The 21577-nt window shown below is 74.0% G+C and carries 20 protein-coding genes, 1 pseudogene and 1 riboswitch; of the genes and pseudogenes, 15 read left to right on the top strand and 6 right to left on the bottom strand.

Annotated features, from left to right (window positions below; translation table 11 throughout):
- Nucleotides 1-16: 16 nt before the first annotated feature.
- Nucleotides 17-722 (bottom strand): annotated as a pseudogene (locus ACFVST_RS22625) (DUF5995 family protein).
- Between the two features lie 614 nt (nt 723-1336).
- Complete coding sequence (locus ACFVST_RS22620; RefSeq protein ID WP_390154887.1) at nt 1337-2212, bottom strand: universal stress protein; 876 nt, start codon at nt 2210-2212, stop codon at nt 1337-1339.
- A 214-nt stretch (nt 2213-2426) separates the two neighbouring features.
- Between ACFVST_RS22620 and ACFVST_RS22615 the strand changes: the two genes are divergently transcribed.
- The 4 genes from ACFVST_RS22615 to ACFVST_RS22600 all read left to right on the top strand — a co-directional run bounded on the left by ACFVST_RS22615 (nt 2427) and on the right by ACFVST_RS22600 (nt 6126).
- Nucleotides 2427-3170: a response regulator gene (locus tag ACFVST_RS22615; RefSeq protein WP_390154884.1), complete on the top strand. Its 744-nt coding sequence runs from the start codon at nt 2427-2429 to the stop codon at nt 3168-3170.
- Between the two features lie 25 nt (nt 3171-3195).
- Nucleotides 3196-4281: an alcohol dehydrogenase catalytic domain-containing protein gene (locus ACFVST_RS22610; RefSeq protein WP_390154881.1), complete on the top strand. Its 1086-nt coding sequence runs from the start codon at nt 3196-3198 to the stop codon at nt 4279-4281.
- 16 nt (nt 4282-4297) lie between these two features.
- Nucleotides 4298-5185, top strand: coding sequence for a pyridoxamine 5'-phosphate oxidase family protein (locus tag ACFVST_RS22605; protein ID WP_390154879.1), 888 nt, complete (start codon nt 4298-4300; stop codon nt 5183-5185).
- A 62-nt stretch (nt 5186-5247) separates the two neighbouring features.
- Nucleotides 5248-6126: a universal stress protein gene (locus ACFVST_RS22600; RefSeq protein ID WP_390154930.1), complete on the top strand. Its 879-nt coding sequence runs from the start codon at nt 5248-5250 to the stop codon at nt 6124-6126.
- A 56-nt stretch (nt 6127-6182) separates the two neighbouring features.
- On the opposite strand, the gene ACFVST_RS22595 is transcribed toward ACFVST_RS22600, so the two are convergent.
- Nucleotides 6183-7391, bottom strand: a complete 1209-nt coding sequence (locus ACFVST_RS22595) for an MFS transporter (RefSeq protein ID WP_390154876.1) — start codon at nt 7389-7391, stop codon at nt 6183-6185.
- 113 nt (nt 7392-7504) lie between these two features.
- Here ACFVST_RS22595 and ACFVST_RS22590 point away from each other — a divergent pair, with 113 nt between their 5' ends.
- Nucleotides 7505-8683, top strand: coding sequence for an ROK family transcriptional regulator (locus ACFVST_RS22590; RefSeq protein WP_390154873.1), 1179 nt, complete (start codon nt 7505-7507; stop codon nt 8681-8683).
- 25 nt (nt 8684-8708) lie between these two features.
- Here ACFVST_RS22590 and ACFVST_RS22585 read toward each other — a convergent pair whose 3' ends face one another.
- Nucleotides 8709-9458, bottom strand: coding sequence for an SDR family oxidoreductase (locus ACFVST_RS22585; RefSeq protein WP_390154871.1), 750 nt, complete (start codon nt 9456-9458; stop codon nt 8709-8711).
- A gap of 162 nt (nt 9459-9620) precedes the next feature.
- Nucleotides 9621-9751, top strand: a riboswitch (FMN riboswitch).
- A 140-nt stretch (nt 9752-9891) separates the two neighbouring features.
- Here ACFVST_RS22585 and ribD point away from each other — a divergent pair.
- The 10 genes from ribD to ACFVST_RS22535 all read left to right on the top strand — a co-directional run bounded on the left by ribD (nt 9892) and on the right by ACFVST_RS22535 (nt 18584).
- Entirely contained in the window at nt 9892-10983 is a 1092-nt protein-coding gene (gene ribD / locus ACFVST_RS22580) for a bifunctional diaminohydroxyphosphoribosylaminopyrimidine deaminase/5-amino-6-(5-phosphoribosylamino)uracil reductase RibD (protein WP_390154868.1), read from the top strand.
- Between the two features lies 1 nt (nt 10984).
- A complete protein-coding gene (locus ACFVST_RS22575; RefSeq protein WP_390154865.1) occupies nt 10985-11587 on the top strand; it encodes a riboflavin synthase in 603 nt (200 codons plus the stop codon).
- On the top strand, nt 11584-12240 hold the full coding sequence (locus ACFVST_RS22570; RefSeq protein WP_390154862.1) for a nicotinamide riboside transporter PnuC: 657 nt from the start codon (nt 11584-11586) through the stop codon (nt 12238-12240). Before ACFVST_RS22575 ends, ACFVST_RS22570 begins: the two co-directional genes overlap by 4 nt.
- Complete coding sequence (locus tag ACFVST_RS22565) at nt 12237-13529, top strand: bifunctional 3,4-dihydroxy-2-butanone-4-phosphate synthase/GTP cyclohydrolase II (RefSeq protein ID WP_390154859.1); 1293 nt, start codon at nt 12237-12239, stop codon at nt 13527-13529. The genes ACFVST_RS22570 and ACFVST_RS22565 overlap by 4 nt, the downstream gene beginning before the upstream one ends.
- 55 nt (nt 13530-13584) lie before the next feature.
- Nucleotides 13585-14070 (top strand): 6,7-dimethyl-8-ribityllumazine synthase, encoded by a 486-nt coding sequence (gene ribH, locus ACFVST_RS22560; protein WP_390154856.1) that lies wholly within the window; start codon nt 13585-13587, stop codon nt 14068-14070.
- A 34-nt stretch (nt 14071-14104) separates the two neighbouring features.
- The gene (locus tag ACFVST_RS22555; protein WP_390154853.1) at nt 14105-14377 is read left to right on the top strand and encodes a phosphoribosyl-ATP diphosphatase; all 273 of its coding nucleotides are present in this window, start codon (nt 14105-14107) and stop codon (nt 14375-14377) included.
- A 63-nt stretch (nt 14378-14440) separates the two neighbouring features.
- A complete protein-coding gene (hisG, locus tag ACFVST_RS22550) occupies nt 14441-15298 on the top strand; it encodes an ATP phosphoribosyltransferase (RefSeq protein ID WP_390154850.1) in 858 nt (285 codons plus the stop codon).
- 14 nt (nt 15299-15312) lie between these two features.
- The gene (locus ACFVST_RS22545) at nt 15313-15810 is read left to right on the top strand and encodes a PH domain-containing protein (RefSeq protein ID WP_390154847.1); all 498 of its coding nucleotides are present in this window, start codon (nt 15313-15315) and stop codon (nt 15808-15810) included.
- A 303-nt stretch (nt 15811-16113) separates the two neighbouring features.
- Complete coding sequence (locus ACFVST_RS22540; protein ID WP_390154844.1) at nt 16114-17487, top strand: hemolysin family protein; 1374 nt, start codon at nt 16114-16116, stop codon at nt 17485-17487.
- Nucleotides 17484-18584, top strand: coding sequence for a hemolysin family protein (locus ACFVST_RS22535; protein ID WP_390154841.1), 1101 nt, complete (start codon nt 17484-17486; stop codon nt 18582-18584). The genes ACFVST_RS22540 and ACFVST_RS22535 overlap by 4 nt, the downstream gene beginning before the upstream one ends.
- A 21-nt stretch (nt 18585-18605) precedes the next feature.
- Here ACFVST_RS22535 and ACFVST_RS22530 read toward each other — a convergent pair whose 3' ends face one another.
- Nucleotides 18606-20489 (bottom strand): AAA family ATPase, encoded by a 1884-nt coding sequence (locus ACFVST_RS22530; protein ID WP_390154838.1) that lies wholly within the window; start codon nt 20487-20489, stop codon nt 18606-18608.
- Nucleotides 20490-20952: 463 nt separating this feature from the next.
- Complete coding sequence (locus tag ACFVST_RS22525; protein WP_390154927.1) at nt 20953-21561, bottom strand: uridine kinase; 609 nt, start codon at nt 21559-21561, stop codon at nt 20953-20955.
- Between the last annotated feature and the right edge of the window lie 16 nt (nt 21562-21577).

Genomic DNA, 21577 nt, shown 5'->3' with positions numbered 1-21577 from the left:
TGTTGAGGTGGGCGGGTCAGTGGGGAAGCGGGGTGAGCAGCATCCGGCCGGCCAGCCCCGCCGCCGAGTCCAGGCCCTCGGCCAGCTCACCGGCCACGGACGGCAGACCGCGCAGCGCCCACAGTGCGCGGGCCGCCGTCCAGGCCGCGTCCCGGGCCCGATCCAGACTCCAGGCGCCGAGCAGATGGGTCAGCGGATCGGCCAGCTCCAGCAGATCGGGGCCGGGCATCAGCTCCTCCCGCAGCCGCTCCTCCAGCCCCGTCAGCAGGTCCCCGATCCGGTCGAAGGCGTCCTCCAGCTCCGGCGGGGCGCAGTCCAGCGCCCGGCAGGCGTCCACCACGGCGAGCGGAAGGTCATGGCCGACATGGGCGTTGATCCCGGCCAGCGCGAACTGAAGCGGCCGGATCCCGGGGGTGCCGCCGGTACTGCAGCAGCGGACGCCAGCAGGCGGGCGCCCCGCGCACCTCGCCCGATTCGGCCACCGTCAGATAGCGCTCCGCGAACACCGCCCCCAGCGTCCCCGCGGCCCGCGGCGCCCCGAACTCGCCCCGCACCGCCCGCGGGCCGAACTCCTCGGTGACCGACAGATAGACCCGGTGAAAGTGCCCCAGCCCGTCCCCCGCCGGCCACTCCCCACCAAGCCCCCGCATCCGCCTCACCACCTCGTCGATCGCACCCCTATGCGCTACGGAATGCAGCGGCACCGCCTCAGCCTGTGTCATCCGTGCAGCGTGGCACCCCGGCCCCCACCCCCACCGCGGCTGGCCCGCCACATCCCCGAAACGGACCAACACCCGTTGCGGACAAGGGAGTACGGGCGCCTGGCGGCCCGCGCTGCGGCGGGCCGCGTGGACATCGCCGGGCACCGAGGAGTTGGGCGGCCTCCATCGCGGCCGGGCTTGTGGTCCACTCAACAGGCGTTGTTCCAGGGCGCGTTGCTCGCCGCCGAGCCGACTGATCGGCTCCCGCCATGAGAGATCTCGGACCCGTCCCCTGGCCGCCCGCCCTGATCAGGACCGAGAGGCTCGTACTCCGTGCACCCGGGGCGAGCGAGAGGTGCCCGAGGAGGTGCCCGAGCGGTGGCCCGGGAGCTTCGTCGTCGAGCTCGGCGGGGCGATGATCGGCCAGATCTGCTGCGTAGCGCGACGGAGCGCCGCTGACCCGCCGCCGTGGGGAAGGCCGCCGCGGTGGGGAAGGCCGATCTCGGCTACCACGGTTTCCGGGACCCGGTCGCGCCGCGGGTGTCGTCGTCGGCGTCGGCGGAGGCGGGCACCGGCGGCTAGGACGGCGGATCCACCAACTGACCGCCCCTACCCGGAAGTTCAGGCCCGCGGCATCACTCGTGCGGTACCACCGCGACCGGGGCCGGGGAGTGGTGGAGGGCGGCGTAGGTGACGGGGCCGAGGTGGGGGCCAGGGCTGCGGTGGTTGTCGTCGCGGCCGACCACCACCAGGTCCGCCGTCCGGGACGCGGCGACCAACAGGGCGGAGCGCGAGCCGAGTTCGGCGTCCTCCACCGTCCGCACCCCGGGGAACGCCTCCCGCCAGGGGCGCAGGGTGTGGTGCAGCCTGCTCTGCATCCGGGCGGACAGCTCGTTGCGGACGCCGGGGGCGAGCACCTCGCCGTACAGGTAGTAGCGGTGGCCCGGGATCCAGCCCTGGACGGCGTGCAGCCGGGCGCCGTACCGTTCCGCGGCCCGGAACGCGAACTCCAGGACGGGGGCGGCCGGTTCCTCTTCGCTGACGCCCACCACCACCTCCCCTTCCCGGGCCGTGTCGGGGGGAGACTCACGGGTGTCCGGCGCCCGTACCAGGACCACTGGGCAGACCGCGCGGGCGGTGACGGCCTGGGCGACGCTGCCCAGCAGGAAACCGGCGAACCGGCCGAGGCCGCGGGAGCCGAGCACCAGCAGCTCGGCGTCCTGCCCGGCGTTCAGCAGGGTCGGAACGGGGTGGTTGGAGGTGAGTTCGGTGACGAAGTCGAGATCCGGGTGGCGTTCCAGGACGGCCTTCTCGGTCTGCTCGACGGCCTCCTCCACCCAGGGCTGGGTCTCCACCGCGCCACCGAGCGGGGCCGAGGCGACGGGATGCCAGTCGCGGGCGTAGAGGAGTCGCAGGGCCAGTCCGCGGATCTGCGCCTCGCGCGCCGCCCAGGTGGCCGCCGCGGTGCTTTGCGGCGACCCGTCCAGACCGACCGTGATGGCGGGTGACATGGCGACCTCCTCGTGCGGCTCACGTTTCCCCGTGTACTCCCTGTTCACGGTGGTGCGCCGGGGCAGTGCGGGCGAGGGACCTCCGGGCCACCGCGGCCGGGCCGATGGGCCCCCGCCGGGCGGCTCCGGTGGCGCTCCGCCCGGCCTGCACCCGGATGTGAAGTGCGCCAGACTGGACCTGCGTACAGAGTCCGCCCGTACGAGGTGTGTGGTCATGGGCAGCGGCGATCCGCCGGAGACCGCGGCTGCCGGGGTCTTCCTCCTCGACGATCACGAAGTGGTGCGCCGCGGTGTGCGCGACCTCCTGGAGGACGAGCCGGGTATGACCGTCGTCGGCGAGGCCGGGACGGCGGCGCAGGCGCTGGCCCGCGTACCGGCGGTGCGTCCGCGGGTCGCGGTCCTCGATGTGCGGCTGCCGGACGGGAACGGGGTGAGCGTGTGCCGGGAGTTGCGCTCCCGGCTGCCCGGTCTGGCCTGTCTGATGCTGACCTGCTTCGACGACGAGGAGGCCCTGGTCGACTCGATCATGGCCGGCGCCTCCGGATATGTCCTCAAGGAGGTCGGCGGCGGCGAACTGGTGCACGCGGTACGGACGGTGGCGTCCGGCGAGTCCATGCTCGACCCCCGTACCACCTCCCGGGTGCTGGCCCGGCTCCGGGACTGCGAGTGCGGCGCCGACAGGGCCGCCGAGGCCGACGGGGAACACGGGCTGACCGGCCGGGAACGCGACGTACTGGCCCTGATCGGGGAGGGGCTCACCAACCGGGAGATCGGCCGCAGGCTCCACCTCGCCGAGAAGACGGTGAAGAACGCCATTTCGCGGCTACTCGCCAAGCTGGGGGTGGAACGGCGGGTCCAGGCCGCGGTCGCCGCCACCCGGCTCACCGGCTCCCCACCGGCCGGCGGCGTCCCGCGGTGCGATGCCCGCTGCCCCCACCCGCACACACCCGATACGTGAAGATCCGTGAAGGAGTGGTCGTGCCATGAAGGCGATGGTGTTCCAAGGCCCGGGGCAGACCTCCTGGCGTGATGTGCCCGATCCCGGCGTGGTGGACGCCTCCGATGTGGTGGTGCGGGTCGAGGCGGTCACCATCTGCGGCACCGATCTGCACATCGTCAAGGGCGATGTACCCGAGGTGACACCGGGGACGGTCCTGGGGCACGAGGCCGTGGGCGAGGTGGTCGAGGCGGGCTCCGAGGTGCGGTCGGTGCGGCCCGGTGAGCGGGTCCTCGTCTCCTGCATCTCGTCCTGCGGCCGCTGCCGCTTCTGCCGCGAGGGCCGCTACGGGCAGTGCCGGGGCGGTGGCGGCTGGGTGCTGGGGCACCTCATCGACGGCACCCAGGCCGAGTACGTCCGGGTCCCCTTCGCCGACGGCTCGGTGCACCCGCTGCCCGGCGCGGTACCCGCCGAGGACGCGGTCCTGCTGGCGGACATCTTCCCCACCGGGTACGAAGTGGGCGTCCTCAACGGGCGGGTGGGGCCCGGGGACACCGTGGCGGTGGTCGGCGCGGGACCGATCGGCCTCGCCACCGTCGCCACGGCCGGCCTCTACTCTCCGGGCCGCATCATCGCCGTCGACTACGCCCCGTCCCGGCTGGAGGCGGCGCGGGCACTCGGCGCGGACACGGTGGTCGACGCGGCGGAGGACGCGGAGCAGTTGGTGAAGGACGTCACGGAGGGACTGGGCGCGGATGTCGTGGTGGAGGCCGTCGGTGTGCCGCAGGCCTTCGAGGAGTGCATGAGGATGGTGCGGCCCGGTGGGCATGTCGCCAACATCGGCGTCCACGGGGAGCCCGTCACGCTCCATCTGGAAGACCTCTGGATCAAGGACATCACCCTCACCACCGGCCTGGTCGACACCCGCACCACCCCGATGCTGCTCCGGATGCTGGCCGCGGGCCGGCTGCCCGGGGTGTCCGAGCTGGTCACCCACCGCTTTGAACTGGGGCAGATGGAGCAGGCGTACGACATCTTCACCAAGTCCCGGCACACCGGCGCGCTCAAGGTGGTCCTCGGCGGCGGCCGACACGACGAACTCCGCCTCACCGAACTCCGCCCCACCGGTTGAGGAAGCGGCGACGACCATGCGAGCTCGACTCGGCGACCGGATCATCGTGGACGACGCGGGTACCGGCTCGGCCAGGCGCGACGGGGTGATCGTCGGCCTCCACCGCGAGGACGGCGCCCCTCCGTACGACGTGCGCTGGTCGGACAGCGATGAGGTGACCCTGGTGTTCCCCGGGCCCGACGCCTGTGTCCGTCCGGTGCGGCACCGGTCCCCGGGCGGCGGCGGCACGCGCCACGATGCGGGTGCGGCGGGCCGGGTGCCGGATCCCGGGGAGGTCGGGCGGCGGCTGGCGGCGGCGCGGGAGGGCCGGGGGATGGGCCGGGCGGAGACCGCACGCCGGGCGGGTGTGGCCCCGGGCTATCTGGCGTATCTGGAGGAGGAGCCGGCCGATCCCACCCTGGCGAGCCTGGTCAGGCTGGCGGATGTGCTGGGCACCAGTGTGGAGGCCCTGCGTGGCGGCGGCACCGACCGGCCGCCCGGCGAGGGCCGCGCACTGCCCCGTGCCCGGCTGCTGGAGCTGGACGAGGACGAGTGCCGGGAGCTGCTGTCCCCGCACGGGGTGGGCCGGGTGGCGATGACCGGGCCCCAGGGTCCGGCGGTGATCCCGGTCAACTACACCGTGGTGGACGGGGAGATCGCCTTCCGGACCGCGCCCGGCTCGGTCACCGCGGAGGCCGTGGGCGGCGAGGTCGCCTTCGAGGTCGACCACCTCGACGAGGCCATGAGCCAGGGCTGGAGCGTGCTCGCCGTCGGCCCCGCACAGGCCGTCACGGACCCCGAGGAGATACGGAAGCTGGCCGGGCACGCCCACTCCGAGCCCTGGGCCGGCGGCGAACGCGAGATGTGGGTGTCGATCCGGCCCACCCGCCTCACCGGCCGCCGTATCACCACGGACGACCGGTGAGCACGGCCGGGCGATCGGGCGTTCCGGACGTTTCCGGGTGGCAGGGGAAGGCGGTGGAGACGATGGACGGTCCGCTGGTCGTGGGCGTCGACGGCTCGGACTCCGGCCTGCGGGCGGTGGACTGGGCGGTGGACGAGGCGGTGCGCCACGGGCTGCCGCTCAGGCTGGTCCACGCCGCCCACTGGGAGCGGTACGAGGGCGCCCGCCCGCGACCCCGCGGCGAACGGCCCGCCGGGACGGTCCTCGCGGACCAGATCGCGGCGTCCTGCGCGGAGCGGGCCCAACTGCGCGATCCGGCGGTCGAGTTGGCGACCGAGGTCCGGCCCGGCGATGCGGTGTCCATCCTGCTCGACGCGGGCCGGGACGCGTTCGCACTGGTCACGGGGGCGCGCGGGCGCGGCGGCTTCGCGGGGATGCCGCTCGGTTCGGTCGGCCTCACGGTGGCGGCCCGCGCCGTCTGCCCGGTGGTCGTGGTCCGCGGCGAGGAACGGAACCGGCAGGGCGACTACGACCGGCTGGTCCTCGGCGTGGGCGACGCCACCCAGGGCACGTCCACCGCCCGGTTCGCCTTCCGCGAGGCCGAGGCCCGCGGCAGCCCCCTCACCGCGGTACGGGCCTGGCGCCGCACCCGTGAGCATGTGGGGCAGGCCATGACGGTGGCCGGGAGTGCGGGGGAGGACGAGGAGGAGGAGCGGGCGGCGGCCCTGCTCGCGGTGGCGCTGCGGGAGGCCGCCGCGGACCATCCCGAGGTCAAAGTGGAGCAGGAACTGGTCGAAGGCCCCGCCCATCAGGCACTCGTGAACGCCTCCGCCGAGGCCGATCTGCTGGTGGTCGGCGCGCTGCGGCGGCACGGGCACTTCGGACGCCCACTCGGCCGCGTCGCCCACGCCCTCCTGCACCACTCCCGATGCCCGGTCGCCATCGTCCCCCACCCGGCCTGACCCCCGCACACCACGGCAACCGCCGTACGGGGCAGGGCAGTTGGAGGCCGACCGGGTCAGGCGCTGGGGTCCGGTGCGGGCTCCGCGGCCGGTACCGCACCGGTGGTCCTGGAGGCCGTGCGCAGCACCCCGGCGAAACCGGCCAGACCGCAGGCCAGCACCGTGACCACGCCGAACGACACCACCAGGCTGGTCAGTTGGGCGAGGGTGCCGATCGCGGAGGGCGCCACCAGGCCCGAGGTGTAGGTGATGGTGGCCACGCCCGCGATGGCCTGGCTGGGATTGGGGCCGCTGCGCCCCGCCGCCGCGAAGCAGAGCGGCACCACGACCGCGATACCGAGCCCCAGCAGGCCGAAACCGGCCATGGCGAGCGTGGGCGAGGGCGCCAGCACCACCAGCAGTCCGCCGAGCGCGGCCAGCACCCCGCCCCAGCGCACCGTGCGCACCGCGCCGTAGCGGTCCACCACCCGGTCGCCCGCGACCCGCGCCACCGCCATGGTCAGGGTGAAACCGGTGGTGCTGGCGGCGGCCAGACCCGCGGAGGTGTCCAGCACATCCCGCAGATAGACCGCCGACCAGTCCAGGCTGGCGCCCTCCGCGAAGACCGCGCAGAAGCCGACCGCACCGATCAGCAACGCGGACTTCGGCGGCAGCGCGAACCTCGGCGGCGGCTCCTCCTCCACGCCCGGCCGCAGATCCAGCACACCCTGGCAGGCGACCAGTCCGAGCACGGTGAGGACGGCCGCGGCCAGCAGATGGTGCAGCCGCGCGTCCGCCCCGAGATGCGCGGCCAGCGTGCCCGCCGCCGAACCGATCAGAGCACCCGTACTCCACATCCCGTGCAGGCCCGACATGATGGAGCGGTCGAGCTGGTTCTCCACCTCCACCCCGAGGGCGTTCATCGCCACATCGGACATCCCGGAGGCCGCCCCGTACACGAAGAGGGCGGCGCACAGTGTGTACACATGGGGCGCCAGCGAGGGCAGGACCAGGGAGAGGGTCCACAGGGCGAGCAGTCCGCGGAGTGCGGTGCGGGCGCCGAAGCGGTGGCTGACCCGGCCGGCCAGCGGCATCGCCAGCGAGGCCCCGATCGCCGGGAAGGCGAGCGCCAGCCCCAACTGCCCAGCGCTGACCGAGGCGTGCTCCTGGATCCACGGCACCCGGGTGGCGAAGGAACCGGTGACGGCACCGTGCACGCAGAAGACGGCCGCGACGGCATAGCGCGCGCGGCCTGGCGTCCGCCGGTCCTCGCCCTGGTCGGCCATGTCCGCTTCCCCTCCCGACTGTCGGTGTGCTGCCGCCGCGTAAACTATCAGGGACCCTGCCTGATAGTTGACCCGGAATCCGGGCGACGCACAGCCGTCTGGAAGGACCCGGAATGCCCGCGTCCCCGAGCACCGCCCGGGCCATCAACGACCGGCTCGCGCTGGGCCTGCTCCAGCGTGAAGGACCGCTGACGGCAGGGCAGTTGAAGGAACTGACCGGGCTCTCCCGGCCCACCGTGGCCGACCTGGTGGAACGCCTGCGGGAAGCCGGACTCGTCACCGTCGTCGGCGAGTACGGCGCCGCCCGCCGCGGTCCCAACGCCCGCCTCTACGGCCTGGTCGCCGACCGCGCCCACCTCGCCGCCCTCGACGTACGCACCGAGTCGGTCACCGTCCTCGTCAGCGATCTGCTCGGCACCGTCCTCGCCGAGGGCACCTCCCGCATCCGCCCCGGCACCGCCACCGCCCCCGCCGTACGCCAGGCGGTGCGGCTGGTGGCGCGCACCGCGGCCCGCGCCGGGGACGGGCCGCTGCACAGCGTCGCGGTCGGCGCCCCCGGCCTCGTCGACCCGGGCACCGGCGAACTCCGCGACACCAGTGGCCTGCCCGCCTGGCACCGCAGCCTGGCCGCCGCACTCCGGGAACGGCTGCCGGCCCGGGTCCTGACGGAGAACGAGACCAACCTCGCCGCCCTCGCCGAGCTGCGCGAGGGCGCCGCACAGGGCCGCGGCACCTTCGTCCTTCTCTGGCTCGGCCACGCCGTCGGCGCCGCCCTCGTCCTCGACGGCGCCCTGCGCCGCGGGGCCTCCGGCGGTGCCGGCGAGATCGGCTTCCTGCCCGTCCCCGGCCCCGGCCGACTGCCCTCCGCCACCGGCTGCGAGGGCGGACTGCACTCCCTGGTCTCCTCCGCCGCCCTCACCGCTCTCGCGGAGGAACACGCCGTCCCCGCCCCGCCCGGACGCGGCGACCCGCAGGAACCGGAGGCCGCCGGGCGCCTGCGACAGGCCGTCACCTCGGGCGCCACCGCCTTCCTGGACGAGACCGCCGCCCGCCTCGCCATCGGCCTCGCCGCGGTCACCGCCGTACTCGACCCGGGGTGTGTGGTCCTCGGTGGGGAGATCGGCCGGGCCGGCGGGGAGGCGCTGGCGGGCCGGGTCGAGCGGCGGCTGCGGACCATGTCGCCGGTGGCCACCGAGGTGCGCGCCGGTGCGCTCGGCGGCGCCGCCGTCCTCCGCGGCGCCCTCCTCACCGCCCGCGAGAGCGCCCAGGACGACCTATTCACCCTGCCCTGACGGGAGTTGGGCCAGCCGGGCACTCTCAGCCCCGGTCCGGCACCCGCTCCTCCAGGAACTCCTCGAAGGTGCGGCGCCCCACCGCGTGCTCCGGGGCGAGATGGGCGCCCGCCCGGAACGCCCGGTACGCACCGCCCGCCAGCGGCACTTCGACCAGCCGCCGCCGCAGCCCGCCCGCCGCCAGATAGGACCGCGCCAGCGAGGGCAGCTCCCGCACCTCGGGCCCCGCCATGTCCGGCACCCGGCCCGCCGCGGGCCGCTCCGCCAACTCCACCAGCCGGTCCGCGACCTCCGCCACCTCAACCGGCTGGTCCCGCAGGCCCTTTGGCAGCAGCATCACCGGCGGCCGCGCCAGACCCCGCAGCATCGACAGCACCAGTTGGTGGAACTGTGTCGCCCGCAGCACCGTCCACGGCACCCGCGAGTCGGCCACCAGCCGCTCCACGGCCAGCTTGTCCCGGTAGTAGCCGAACGGCACCCGGTCCACGCCCACGATGGAGATGTACAGCAGATGCTCCACCCCCGCCCGCCGGGCCGCCGCCAGCAGATGGCGGGCCGCCTCCGGGTCGCCCCGCCGACCGCTCGCGCAGTGCACCACCGCCCCGGCCCCGTCCAGCGCCCCATCCAGCGCGGCGCCTCCGCCCTGCCGCAGATCCACCGCATACGGGCCGGAGTGCCGGCTCAGTACCCGCACCTCGTGGCCGCGGGCGCGCAGCCGGTCCGTCACCAGGGTGCCGAGGGTGCCGGTGCCACCGGTCACCAGGATCGTGGTCATCGTCGTCCTCATCCCGTTCCGTCCGCGACGCCTTGCCGTCCCGCATCCAATCGCCGTCCGGGACCCGCGGCGGGCGGGAGAACGCTGCGGCTGTGAGCCAGTCCACAGAACTCACCCGGGTGGACCACGCCGGGGCATGGCAGACTGATCGGGTACCAGAAGCAGCGCACTCCGGGGTCGGTGCAATTCCGAACCGGCGGTTACAGTCCGCGACCCGGTCGCCTCCAGCGGCCGGTTGACCAGGTGAAATTCCTGGACCGACGGTGAAAGTCCGGATGGGAGGCAGTGCGCGGCGGGCGGGCCCCAGGTCCACCGCCGAGACATGTCCGTCCTCGGACGGGCCCGTTCCGGCGTTGTTCCCCGAGTGCCCACCCGTGACTCTGTCGTCATCGACAGGCCCCGGAGTCCGTGCCCCACGAGGCAGGAGGACCCGGTGGCCACCCCAGCCGAAGCAGCCGCCATGCGGCGCGCCGTCGCGCTCGCCGCCCGCGGCCTCGGCTCCACCAGCCCCAACCCGGTCGTCGGCTGCGTCATCCTCAACGCCGAGGGCCGGACCGCGGGCGAGGGCCTGCACCGGCGGGCGGGCGGCCCGCACGCCGAGGTCGACGCGCTGCGCGCCGCCGGGGAGCGGGCCCGCGGCGGCACCGCCGTCGTCACCCTGGAGCCCTGCGACCACACCGGCCGCACCGGCCCCTGCACCCAGGCCCTGATCGAAGCCGGCATCGCCCGCGTGGTGCACGCCGTGGCCGACCCGACGCCCACCGCCGCGGGCGGCGCCGCTACCCTGCGCGCCGCCGGAGTCGACGTCGAGTCCGGGCTGCTCGCCGCCGAGGCCGAGCAGGGCAACACCGCCTGGCTCACCGCGATGCGCCTCGGCCGCCCCCATATCACCTGGAAGTACGCCGCCACCCTCGACGGCCGCACCGCCGCCGCCGACGGCACCAGCCGCTGGATCACCTCCGCCGAATCCCGCGCCGACGTGCACCGGCTGCGCGCCGAGAGCGACGCCGTCCTCGTCGGCTCCGGCACCGCCCGCACCGACGACCCGCACCTCGCGGTCCGCGGCATCGACGGCGCCACCCAGCCGCTGCGCGTCGTCCTCGACACCGAGGCCACCGCGGTACGCCCCGGCGCACGGGTCCTCGACGGGGCGGCCGAGACCGTCGTCGCCGTCGCCGAGGACCTGCCGTACGAGGTCACCGCCCATCTCCCCGAGGTGTGGCGGCTGCCGCGCGGCGCCACCGGCCTCGACCTGCGCGCACTGCTCGGCCTCCTGCACGCGCGCGGGGTGCGCTCCGTGCTGCTGGAGGGCGGCGCCACCCTCGCCGGGGCGTTCGCCGCGGCCGGCGCCGTCGACCGGGTCATCGGCTATCTCGCGCCCGCGCTGCTCGGGGACGGCCCCGCCGTCCTCACCGGCGCCGGCATCACCACCGTCACCGACGCGATGCGGCTCCGGCTGACCGAGGCCACCCTGATCGGCCCCGATCTGCGCGTCACCGCCATCCCCTGCGAAAAGGAGAACTGAAGTGTTCACCGGAATCGTCGAAGAGCTGGGGGAGGTCGCCGCCGTGGAGGACCTCGGCGACTCCTCCCGCTTCAGGCTGCGCGGCCCCGTCGTCACCGATGGTGCGAAGCACGGCGACTCCATCGCCGTCAACGGCGTCTGCCTCACCGTCGTCGAGCAGCAGGGCGAGGAGTTCACCGCCGACGTCATGGCGGAGACCCTGCACCGCTCCAGCCTCGGCGCCCTCACCGCCGGCTCCCGCGTCAACCTGGAGCGCCCGATGCTCGCCGACGGCCGCTTCGGCGGGCACATCGTGCAGGGCCATGTCGACGGCACCGGCCGCATCCTGGACCGCACCCCGTCCGAGCACTGGGAACTGGTCCGCGTCTCCCTCCCCGCCCAACTCGCCCGCTACGTCGTGGAGAAGGGCTCCATCACCGTCGACGGGGTCAGCCTCACCGTGGTCGAGGCCGCCGCGGACTCCTTCACCATCAGCCTCATCCCCACCACCCTCGCCCTGACCACCCTCGGGCTGAAGCAGCCCGGCGACCCGGTCAACCTTGAGGTGGACGTCATCGCCAAGTACGTCGAGCGGATGCTCGGCACCCAGGAGGGCCCCCGGTGAACTGGCTCGACTCCCTCAACTCCGAGGCCTTCGCCCTCTTCGGACAGCACATCAAGTGGTCCGACATGACGGGCAACGTGATCGGCCTGATCGCCCTGGCCCTCGGCTGGCGGCGCTCCATCTGGACCTGGCCCGCGCAGCTCTTCTCCGGGGTGATCCTGCTCGCCGCCTTCGCCGGCGCGCACCTCTCCGGCAGCGCCGGCAAGCAGCTCGTGGTGATCACGGTGGCGGTCTTCGGCTGGATCCAGTGGAACCGCGGCCGCGGCCAGGCCCAGGACGGCTCCATCGCCGTCCGCTTCGCCACCTGGCGGGAGCGGGCCGCACTGCTCGGCGCGGCCGCCGCCGGCACCCTCGCCGTCGGCGCCCTCTTCACCGCCGTCCCCACCCTGTCCTGGGACCCCTGGCCCGACGCCTACATATTCGTCGGCACCGTCGTCGCCATGTACGCGCAGGCCCGCGGCATGGTCGACTTCTGGTTCGCCTGGCTGCTGGTCGACGCCGTCGGCGTCCCCCTCAACTTCGCCAACGGCTTCGCCTTCTCCGGCTTCGTCTACGTCATCTACGGCGCCCTGGTCCTGTGGGGCCTGCGCGACTGGTGGCTGCGCTCCCGGGAGGACACCCGCCGGCCCGTCCTGGAAGGAGCCCCGGCATGACCACCGCCCCCACCCGGCACGACGCCCCGGAAGACGGCGACACCCTCCGCCTCGACCCGGTGGAGGACGCGATCGCCGACATCGCCGACGGCCGCCCCGTGGTCGTCGTCGACGACGAGGACCGCGAGAACGAGGGCGACCTCGTCATCGCCGCCGAGAAGGCCACCCCGCGGATCGTGGCGTTCATGATGTCCGAGTGCCGCGGCCTGATCTGCGCCCCCATGGAGGGCACCGAGCTGGACCGGCTCGAACTCCCGCAGATGGTCACCGACAACACCGAGTCCATGCGGACCGCCTTCACCGTCTCCGTGGACGCCTCCGCCGGGCACGGCGTCACCACCGGCATCTCCGCCGCCGACCGCGCCGCCACCCTGCGCCTCCTCGCCGGCGGCACCGCCCGCCCCGCCGACCTGGTCCGCCCCGGCCATGTCTTCCCGCTGCGCGCCCGCCCCGGCGGCGTCCTGGTCCGCCCCGGGCACACCGAGGCCGCCGTCGACCTGGCCCGGCTCGCCGGGCTGCGGCCGGCCGGCGCCATCGTGGAGATCGCCGGTGACGACGGCACCATGCTGCGGCTGCCCGAGCTGGTCCCGTTCGCCCGCAAGCACGGGCTGAGCATCATCTCCATCGCGGACCTGGTGGCCTACCGCCGCTCCGCCGAGCCCGCCGTCCGACGCGAGGCCACCGTCCGACTCCCCACCGCCCACGGCGAGTTCACCGCCCACGGATACCGCTCCATCGCCGACGGGGTGGAGCATGTCGCCCTCGTCCACGGCGAGTTGGGCGACGGGCGGGACGTGCTGGTGCGGATCCACTCCGAGTGCCTGACCGGTGACGTGTTCCACTCGCTGCGCTGCGACTGCGGGCCGCAGTTGGAGGAGTCCATGCGCCGGATCGTCGCCGAGGGCCGCGGTGCGGTGGTCTACCTCCGCGGGCACGAGGGCCGCGGCATCGGCCTCCTCTCCAAGCTCCGCGCCTACGAACTCCAGGAGCAGGGCCGCGACACCCTCGACGCCAACCTCGAACTCGGCCTGCCCGCCGACGCCCGCGACTACGCGGCCGGCGCCCGCATCCTCGGCGACCTCGGCGTCCGCAGCCTCCGCCTGCTGACCAACAACCCGGACAAGTCCGCCGCCCTCACCCGGCACGGCCTGCACGTCCTCGCCCGCGAACCGATGCCGGTCACCGCCGGCGAGCACAACCTCGGCTATCTGCGCGCCAAACGGGACCGGATGGGCCATGAACTGCCCTGGCTGGACACCCCCGCCCAGTGCACCTGCGGCAGCCAGTGACCCGGCGGTCAACCGCGAACACCCACACCCACACCCACACCAGGAGGAGCAGCGCGTGAGCGGCAAGGGCGCACCCGAGCTGAACGTGAAGAACTGCGGCGATCTGCGGGTCGCCGTCATCGCCGCCCAGTGGCACCAGCGGGTCATGGACGGCCTGGTGGACGGCGCCCTGCGCGCCCTGCGTGAACTGGGCATCGACGAGCCGACCCTGCTGCGCGTCCCCGGCAGCTTCGAACTCCCCGTGGTGGCCAAGGTGTTGGCCGACCGCGGTTACGACGCGGTGGTCGCCCTCGGTGTCGTCGTCCGCGGCGGCACCCCCCACTTCGACTACGTGTGCCAGGGCGTCACCGAGGGCCTCACCCGGGTCTCCGTCGACACCGGCGTCCCCATCGGCTTCGGCGTCCTCACCTGCGACACCGAGGAGCAGGCCCTGGACCGCGCCGGGCTCGCCGGCTCCAGCGAGGACAAGGGCCACGAGGCCGTCACCGCCGCCGTGTCCACCGCGACCACCCTCCGTACCATCGCGGAACCCTGGCGTTAGCGGCGGGGCCGGGCCGCGTAGAGTGGGCGGCACCATGTCCAAGAAGACGTTCGAGGAGCTCTTCACCGAGCTCCAGCAGAAGGCCGCACACGGCGACCCGGCCACCTCCCGCACCGCGGAGCTCGTCGGCAAGGGCGTCCACGCCATCGGCAAGAAGGTGGTCGAAGAGGCCGCCGAGGTCTGGATGGCCGCCGAGCACGAGGGCAGGGAAGCAGCCGCCGAGGAGATCTCCCAACTGCTCTACCACGTCCAGGTGATGATGGTGGCCCGCGGCATCTCCCTGGACGACGTGTACGCCCATCTCTGAGCTGCCGCCCGCACCCCGGCCCCATCACCGCACCGCCCCGCACACACGAAGGAATACCGCCCCATGCTGCGCATCGCCGTCCCCAACAAGGGTTCACTGTCCGGACCTGCGTCGGCGATGCTCCATGAGGCCGGCTACCAGCAGCGCCGCGAGTCCAAGGAACTGGTGATCGTCGACCCGGTCAACGAGGTCGAGTTCTTCTACCTCCGCCCCCGCGACATCGCCATCTACGTCTCCTCCGGCAAGCTCGACATCGGCATCACCGGCCGCGATCTGCTGGTCGACTCCGGGGCCGCCGCCGAGGAGATCCTCCCCCTCGGTTTCGCCCCGTCCACCTTCCGCTTCGCCACCCGCCCCGGCACCGCCGGGACCGTCGGCGACCTCGACGGCATGACCATCGCCACCTCCTACGAGGGCATCGTCGCCGCGCACCTCGCCGAGCAGGGCATCAAAGCCTCCGTGGTCCACCTCGACGGCGCCGTGGAGACCGCCATCGAACTCGGCGTCGCCCAGGTCATCGCCGACGTGGTGGAGACCGGCACCTCGCTGCGCAACGCCGGCCTCGAAGTCTTCGGCGAGCCCATCATGCGCTCCGAGGCCGTCGTCATCCGCCGTACCGGAGCGGGCGCCGAGGCGGCCGACGAGCCCAAGGTGCAGCAGTTCCTCCGCCGCCTCCAGGGCGTCCTGGTCGCCCGCACCTACGTGATGATGGACTACGACTGCCGCGCCGAGCACCTGGAGCAGGCCGTCGCCCTCACCCCCGGCCTGGAGTCGCCCACCGTCTCCCCGCTGCACAACGAGGGCTGGGTCGCCGTCCGCGCCATGGTCCCCACCAAGGAGGCCCAGGGCATCATGGACGACCTCTACGCGCTGGGCGCCCGCGCCATCCTCACCACGGCCATCCACGCCTGCCGCCTCTGACCGGAGCCGAAGACATGCCGGAGCCCCCGCCGGACTCCCCGCGGCCGGACGCCTCCCCGGCGGCCGTGCCGCAGCCCCCGCTGACGTTCCGCCCCAGGCACATCCGTGCCGTGCTGCTCCTCAGCGGCGTGGCGCTCCTCGCGGCGTTCAGCGCCATCGGGCTGCTGCCGCGCGGGCTCGGCCCGGGGGACCGGCTCAGCTTCGTCCTCACCGGCGCACTGCTCCTCGCCGCACTCGCGCTCCTCGCCCGGCCGCGCATCGAGGCCACCGAGGAAGGGCTGCACGTCGTCAACATCGTGACCAGTCGGCGCCTCGACTGGGCGGAACTGGTGCAGGTCAACCTCCGGCCCGGCGACCCCTGGGCGTACCTCGACCTCAGTGACGGCACCAGCCTGCCCGCGCTCGGCATCCAGCCCGGCATGGCCCGGCAGCAGGCCGTGGACGACGCCCGTACGCTGCGCACTCTGGTGGCGGCCCGCAGTGGGCGCACCCCGGGCGGGCCCGCCGACTGAGCGGGGCGCCGGGCTCCGCCGCGGGGCGTTCCCCGGCCGGATGTGAGGAAGATCCGGCCATTCTCAGGGGTTTCAGCCCTGCCGCGGGCCGTACCCGGCTCGCTAATCTGGACCTGGACGGCGCACCGGCGCCGCCATCCCCCTGTGCTCCGCCCGAGCGCGGGGGTTCCTACTCACCGAGGAGTGACTTACTCCGGCGATGGACGGTTCGTCCCGAAGTACCTGCGCCGCCCCCACCCGCACCAGCACGGACCCGGTCCCCTGTGACCCGGAACCGGTCCGCTGCGACCCGGAGGCGGCGGCATGACCATCCCCCTGCTGCTCCTCGGAGCGGCGTTCCTGCTGATTCTCGCCAACGGCTTCTTCGTGGCGGCCGAGTTCGGCCTGGTCACCGTCGAGCGGGCGGACGCGGAACGCGCCGCCGCGGAGGGCGACCGCAGGGCCCGCACCGTGGTGCAGTCCCTGAAGGAGCTGTCGTTCCAGCTCTCCGGCACCCAGCTCGGCATCACCATCACCTCCCTCGTCGTCGGAATGCTCGCCGAACCGGCCCTCGCCGAACTGCTCGACGGGCCGCTCGACGCCACGGGCCTGCCCGCCGGCGCCGTGTCCTGGGTGTCCGTGGTCCTCGGCATGTTGCTGGCGTCCGCCGTGCAGATGGTGATCGGGGAACTGGTCCCGAAGAACTGGGCGGTGTCCCGGCCGCTGCGGGTGGCGCGGTTCGTCGCCGGCCCGCAGCACGCCTTCGCCCGGCTGTTCCGCCCGGTGATCTCCGCCCTGAACACCGTCGCCAACAAGCTGGTACGCGCCCTCGGGGTGGAGCCCACCGAGGAGCTGGCCTCCGCCCGCACCCCCGGTGAACTGGTCTCCCTGGCCCGGCACTCGGCCCAGGCCGGCGCCCTGGAACAGGACACCGCGGACCTCTTCGTCCGCACCCTGTCGCTGGCCGATCTGACCGCGCAGCATGTGATGACGCCGCGGGTCCGGGTCAGCGCCCTCCAGGCCACCGCCAGCGCCGAGGACGTGGTCAATCTGACCCGCGCCACCGGCCTGTCCCGCTTCCCCGTCTACCGGGAGCGCATCGACGAGATAGTCGGCATGGTCCACCTCAAGGACGCGCTGGCGGTGCCCGCCGGGGAACGGCTGCGCACCCCCGTCAGCCGTATCGCCCAGCCGCCGCTGCTGGTCCCGGAGACCCTGCCGGTGCAGCCGCTGCTGGAGCGCCTCCGCAGCGAGCAGCCCATCGCGGTCGTCGTCGACGAGTACGGCGGCACCGCCGGTGTGGTCACCCTGGAGGACATCGTGGAGGAACTGGTCGGCGAAGTCCGCGACGAGCACGACCGGTTCGACCTGCCGGAGCTGGCCGCCGCACCCCCGGAGGACGGGCGGCCCGCCTGGGAGGCCGACGGCGGCTGCCGCGTCGACACCCTGCGCCGGATCGGCCTGGCCGCGCCCGACGGCCCCTATGAGACGGTCGCCGGTCTGGTCGCCGATCTGCTGGGCCGCATCCCCGCCCCCGGCGACCGGGCCGAACTCCCCGGCTGGCGGCTCACGGTGCGCAGCGTCGGCCACTACCGCGCCGAGCGCGTCCGGATCGCCCGCACCGCCGAGCCCGGTGCCCCGGCCGCCCGGGAGCCCGGGGCCGAGCCGGCCGGCGCCCCCGCGGAGGCCGTGCGATGAGCCTGCTGGAACTGCTGTTCGCGGCGCTCCTGGTGCTGGCCAACGGCTTCTTCGTGGGCGCCGAGTTCGCCCTCGTCTCCGTACGCCGCAGCCAGATCGAACCGCTCGGCACCAAACGCTCCCGGCAGGTCCTGCACGGCCTGGAGCGTCTGCCGCAGATGATGGCCGCCGCCCAGTTCGGCATCACCGTCTGCTCCCTCACCCTCGGTGCGGTCGCCGAGCCGACGGTGGCCAGACTGGTGGAGCCGGTCTTCACCTGGCTGAGGATTCCCGGCGGCCTGGTCCATCCGCTCGGCTATGTCCTGGCGTTGGCCTGTGTGGTCTTCTTCCATCTGGTCATCGGCGAGATGGTGCCGAAGAACCTCGCCATGGCCGCACCGGAGAAGGCGGCGCTCTGGCTCGGTCCGGGGCTGGTGGCCTTCGCCCGGCTGTGCCGGCCGGTGACGGTGGCGCTGGGCGCCTGTGCCCGCGCGGTGCTGGTCCTCTTCCGGGTGGAGCCCAAGGACGAGGTGGAGGCCGTCTTCACCAGCGAGCAGCTCAACCAGCTCGTGGAGGACGCCGGGCAGGCCGGCCTGCTGGAGCCCGCCGAGCAGGAACGCCTGGGCGACGCACTGGAGTTGGGCTCCCGCCCCGTCACGGATGTCCTCCTGGACCGCGCCTCCCTGGTCACCGTCGACCCCTCGGTCACCCCCCGCCAGATCGTCGCGCTCACCGCCCGTACCGGCTACTCCCGTTTCCCGGTGCGTGCCGACGGTGGGGACCCGGGGGCGTTCATGGGCTATCTGCATGTGAAGGACGTACTGGACAGCGAGGGCGGTGAGGAGAGCGAGCGGGCCGTGCCGCAGCAGGTGTGGCGGCGGATGACCACGCTCAGCGCCGAACTCCCGCTGGACGACGCCCTGACCGTGATGCGCCGCGCCGCCACCCACCTGGCGCAGGTCGCCGACGCCTCCGGCCGCGTCATCGGCCTGGTCGCCCTGGAGGACGTACTGGAACTCCTCGTCGGCGAGGTGCGCGACCCGGCGCACCGGAATGTGCCGCGCGCCGGCCGGGCCCCGGTGCAGCCCTCCGCCGCCGAGCAGGCCCTCACCAGTTGAGGCCGCCTCCGGGCGGGGCCGTCAGCGGTCCTGCGGGCCCCGCCCGGACAGCACCTCGCCGTACGCCTGCATCAGGTCCGGCAGCCGCAGCGTCGCCAGGTCGTCCCGGCCGGGCGGCGCGGTGTAGCCGGACAGCCGCAGATCGCGGTAGGCGCAGCTCTTCTCGTACAGGGTGCGCAGGAAGCGGCCGTTGCCCAGCTCGTCGATCCAACCCTGGTCCACCACATGCCCGTTGATGGAGCGCAGCTCCTCCAGCGACTCCTCGTCCCAGCAGTCGCCGTTCTCCGCGGCCAGCACCTCACCGATCGCGGTCAGCTCCAGCGGCCGGTACGAGGGGAAGTCGACGCGGGTGGTGAAGCGGGAGGAGAGGCCCGGATTGGCGGCGAGCAGCCGGTCCATGCCCTCCGGGTACCCGGCGAGGATCACCACCAGATGGTCCCGGTTGTCCTCGGCCCGCTTCAGCAGCACCTGGAGCGCCTCGTCCCCGTAGGCGTCGCTCTTGCCGTAGCCGGTGTTGGACAGGGCGTACGCCTCGTCGACGAAGAGGACGCCGCCGAGGGCCGAGTCGATCAGCTCGTTGGCCTTGACGGCGGTCTGCCCCAGGTACTCGCCGACCAGGTCGGCCCGCTGCGCCTCCACCAGGTGGTCCCCGCCGAGCAGGCCCAGCGCGTAGAAGACCCGGCCGAGGATGCGGGCCACGGTGGTCTTGCCGGTGCCGGAGGGGCCGGAGAAGACGAAGTGCCGCTTGGGCGGCTGCACCGGCAGGCCCTCACCGGCCCGCAGCCGCGCCATGTTGAGCTGCGCGGACAGCGCCCGCACCTGCCGCTTCACCGGCTCCAGGCCGACCATCCGCTCCAGCTCGGCCAGCGCCTCCTCCAGCAGCGCCGGGTCGGCGGGGCCCGGCGGCAGCCGTGGCGGCCCGGCCTGCACCGGCACCACGGCCTTCTCCCGCACCGAGTCCGCGGCGTCCACCGAGCGTTCCGGGACGGCCTGTTCGGGGTCGTCCAGGCGCAGTTCGCGCGGGTCCGGGGTGTCCGCGGCGGGTAGCGGATCGCCGCCCTCGGTGGAGTCGACGGCGCCCGCGGGCTCCTGCCCGTACCCGGCGAGGGCGATGGCCGCCACATCCGCGCCCATGTCGTACCCGTCGCCCTCGGCGATGGCGGCCAGCCGGGCCGAGGTGTCCATGAACGCCGGGTCGACCCGGTGGACCGCCCGGTACAGGGGCAGGGCGGCGGCGCTGCGGCCGGTGCCCTCGTGGGCGCGGGCCAGCCAGTACCGCAGTTCCTTGCGCTGCGGCTGCTCGCTGCGGCAGCGCATCAGGGCCGCCGAGAGCAGCGGTTCGGCCTGCCCGAACATCTCCAGCCGCACCCGTGCCATACCGCCGAAGAGGCCCGCCTCGATCCCGAGCATCGGATCCTCGGTGAGCGGGTCGGTGTGCCGCACCAACTGCTCCCAGTCCTTCACCAGATAGGCCCGGCAGGCGTGCAGGAAGCGGACCTGCCGGTCCGCGTTCACCGGTGGCAGGCCCGCCAGCGCCCGGTCCAGGTCCGGTACATGCCGCCCGTCCAGCCAGTGCGAGGCGTGCGCCAGCAGCAGATCGCGCGGCGACTCCAGTACCGGCTGCACCCACCACCCCAGCCAGTACCAGGAGTTGAGGGTGCGGCGGTGCCGGGCGCGCTGCTCGCCGAAGCGGTCGCGGTGCCGGAACATGTGCAGCAGTGCCGTCGTCGTGTCTATCCGCAGCGCGTGCAGCCCGAGCCAGCCGTCCGCCATCTGCGGATCGATCCGCACCGCGGCCCGGAACTCCTCCTCGGCCTGCGGATAAGCCCCCATCGTGTAGGCGTCGACGCCGCGCAGCCAGGCGAGATCGGCCGGGCCGGTGGCGCCCTGGGTGCCGAAGTCCATCAGTCCCCCCACGAAACTGCCCCCGTGGTGTGCCGGCAGGCCGCGCCCGCCGGCTTCTGAGTCGAACTCTGGTGCTGCGGACGGGAGTTGAACCCTCATTTCCGGTGGCCGCCCATTGATCGCACCGAAGGGCATCGTACCTGCGGGGGAGTGGTCAGCCGAAGGGTGAGGGGGCGGCGGATCCGGACATCGGGTACGCGCGGGCGCACGCCGACCGGTGACCGAGGGTGACCGCGGGGCCGCCGCCCGGAGTCCCGGGAGACACCCCCTGGGACAGAACGAAGCCCCCGGTCACGGGGGAACAACCGGGGGCTTCGTGTCTCGGAGAGGACGCCAGGGGCCCTCACCCGGAGAACGTAAGTCCTGTACGTCCCCCCGGTCAAGCCGAGTTGAGACGATTTCGCCCCCGCTTCCCTTATCGGCGAGGGGTCGAATCAGGCCACCCTTCACCGTGGGTCACCGATCAGTCCGGTTCCGCCGCCCCACCCGGCCCGGGAGCCATCGCATACCCCTCCCGGCTCTGCCGCACCAGCAGGTCGGCGTAGGGATATGACGGGTCGTCGGCGAAGTGCGCCACCTCGTCCGCGGTCCAGCCGTCCCAGAACGCGCCGAGCCCAGGACCGTCCCGCCGCCGCCCCCGCCGCCAGGACGGCTCCCGGGGCACATCCACCCAGAGCAGCGCCGCCAGCCACGGCCGCAGCGCCCGCCGGCCCGCGCCCACCCCCTCCACCAGCACCACCGGCGCGGCGGGCAGCGGCACCGGCGCGAGGCGGCGCCGCGCCACCCAGTCGTACGGGGCGTAGTGCGCGGTGCGGCCCTGGCGGAGCGGCGCCAGTACCTGCTCCTCCAGGCGTTCCGTCCAGTCGAAGGGCGCGGTGTGCGAGGCGATCAGATCCAGCGGCAGTACCGGCGCCCCGCCGAGCGCCACCGCCAGCCGCGCCGCGAAGGTCGACTTCCCGGACCCGGCGTGCCCGTCCACCGCCACCAGCCGCACCGAACCGAGCGACGGCTCCCGCGCGGCCAGCGCCCCCGCCAGCAGGCCGAGCACTCCGGGCGGACGGTGGCCGGGCAGCGCGGCAAGATCCAGG

Origin of the sequence: Streptomyces sp. NPDC058045, from assembly GCF_042885635.1 — a bacterium.
GTDB lineage: Bacteria > Actinomycetota > Actinomycetes > Streptomycetales > Streptomycetaceae > Streptomyces.
This window is presented reverse-complemented; position numbering and strand designations above follow the sequence as displayed.

What these genes read in the sequence shown, in the direction of transcription:
- ACFVST_RS22620 (WP_390154887.1), bottom strand. Translation starts at nt 2,212, where the DNA reads ATGTCACCCGCCATCACGGTCGGTCTGGACGGGTCGCCGCAAAGCACC.
- ACFVST_RS22615 (WP_390154884.1), top strand. Translation starts at nt 2,427, where the DNA reads ATGGGCAGCGGCGATCCGCCGGAGACCGCGGCTGCCGGGGTCTTCCTC.
- ACFVST_RS22610 (WP_390154881.1), top strand. Translation starts at nt 3,196, where the DNA reads ATGAAGGCGATGGTGTTCCAAGGCCCGGGGCAGACCTCCTGGCGTGAT.
- ACFVST_RS22605 (WP_390154879.1), top strand. Translation starts at nt 4,298, where the DNA reads ATGCGAGCTCGACTCGGCGACCGGATCATCGTGGACGACGCGGGTACC.
- ACFVST_RS22600 (WP_390154930.1), top strand. Translation starts at nt 5,248, where the DNA reads ATGGACGGTCCGCTGGTCGTGGGCGTCGACGGCTCGGACTCCGGCCTG.
- ACFVST_RS22595 (WP_390154876.1), bottom strand. Translation starts at nt 7,391, where the DNA reads ATGGCCGACCAGGGCGAGGACCGGCGGACGCCAGGCCGCGCGCGCTAT.
- ACFVST_RS22590 (WP_390154873.1), top strand. Translation starts at nt 7,505, where the DNA reads ATGCCCGCGTCCCCGAGCACCGCCCGGGCCATCAACGACCGGCTCGCG.
- ACFVST_RS22585 (WP_390154871.1), bottom strand. Translation starts at nt 9,458, where the DNA reads ATGACCACGATCCTGGTGACCGGTGGCACCGGCACCCTCGGCACCCTG.
- ACFVST_RS22565 (WP_390154859.1), top strand. Translation starts at nt 12,237, where the DNA reads ATGACCACCGCCCCCACCCGGCACGACGCCCCGGAAGACGGCGACACC.
- ACFVST_RS22555 (WP_390154853.1), top strand. Translation starts at nt 14,105, where the DNA reads ATGTCCAAGAAGACGTTCGAGGAGCTCTTCACCGAGCTCCAGCAGAAG.
- hisG (WP_390154850.1), top strand. Translation starts at nt 14,441, where the DNA reads ATGCTGCGCATCGCCGTCCCCAACAAGGGTTCACTGTCCGGACCTGCG.
- ACFVST_RS22545 (WP_390154847.1), top strand. Translation starts at nt 15,313, where the DNA reads ATGCCGGAGCCCCCGCCGGACTCCCCGCGGCCGGACGCCTCCCCGGCG.
- ACFVST_RS22540 (WP_390154844.1), top strand. Translation starts at nt 16,114, where the DNA reads ATGACCATCCCCCTGCTGCTCCTCGGAGCGGCGTTCCTGCTGATTCTC.
- ACFVST_RS22535 (WP_390154841.1), top strand. Translation starts at nt 17,484, where the DNA reads ATGAGCCTGCTGGAACTGCTGTTCGCGGCGCTCCTGGTGCTGGCCAAC.
- ACFVST_RS22530 (WP_390154838.1), bottom strand. Translation starts at nt 20,489, where the DNA reads ATGGACTTCGGCACCCAGGGCGCCACCGGCCCGGCCGATCTCGCCTGG.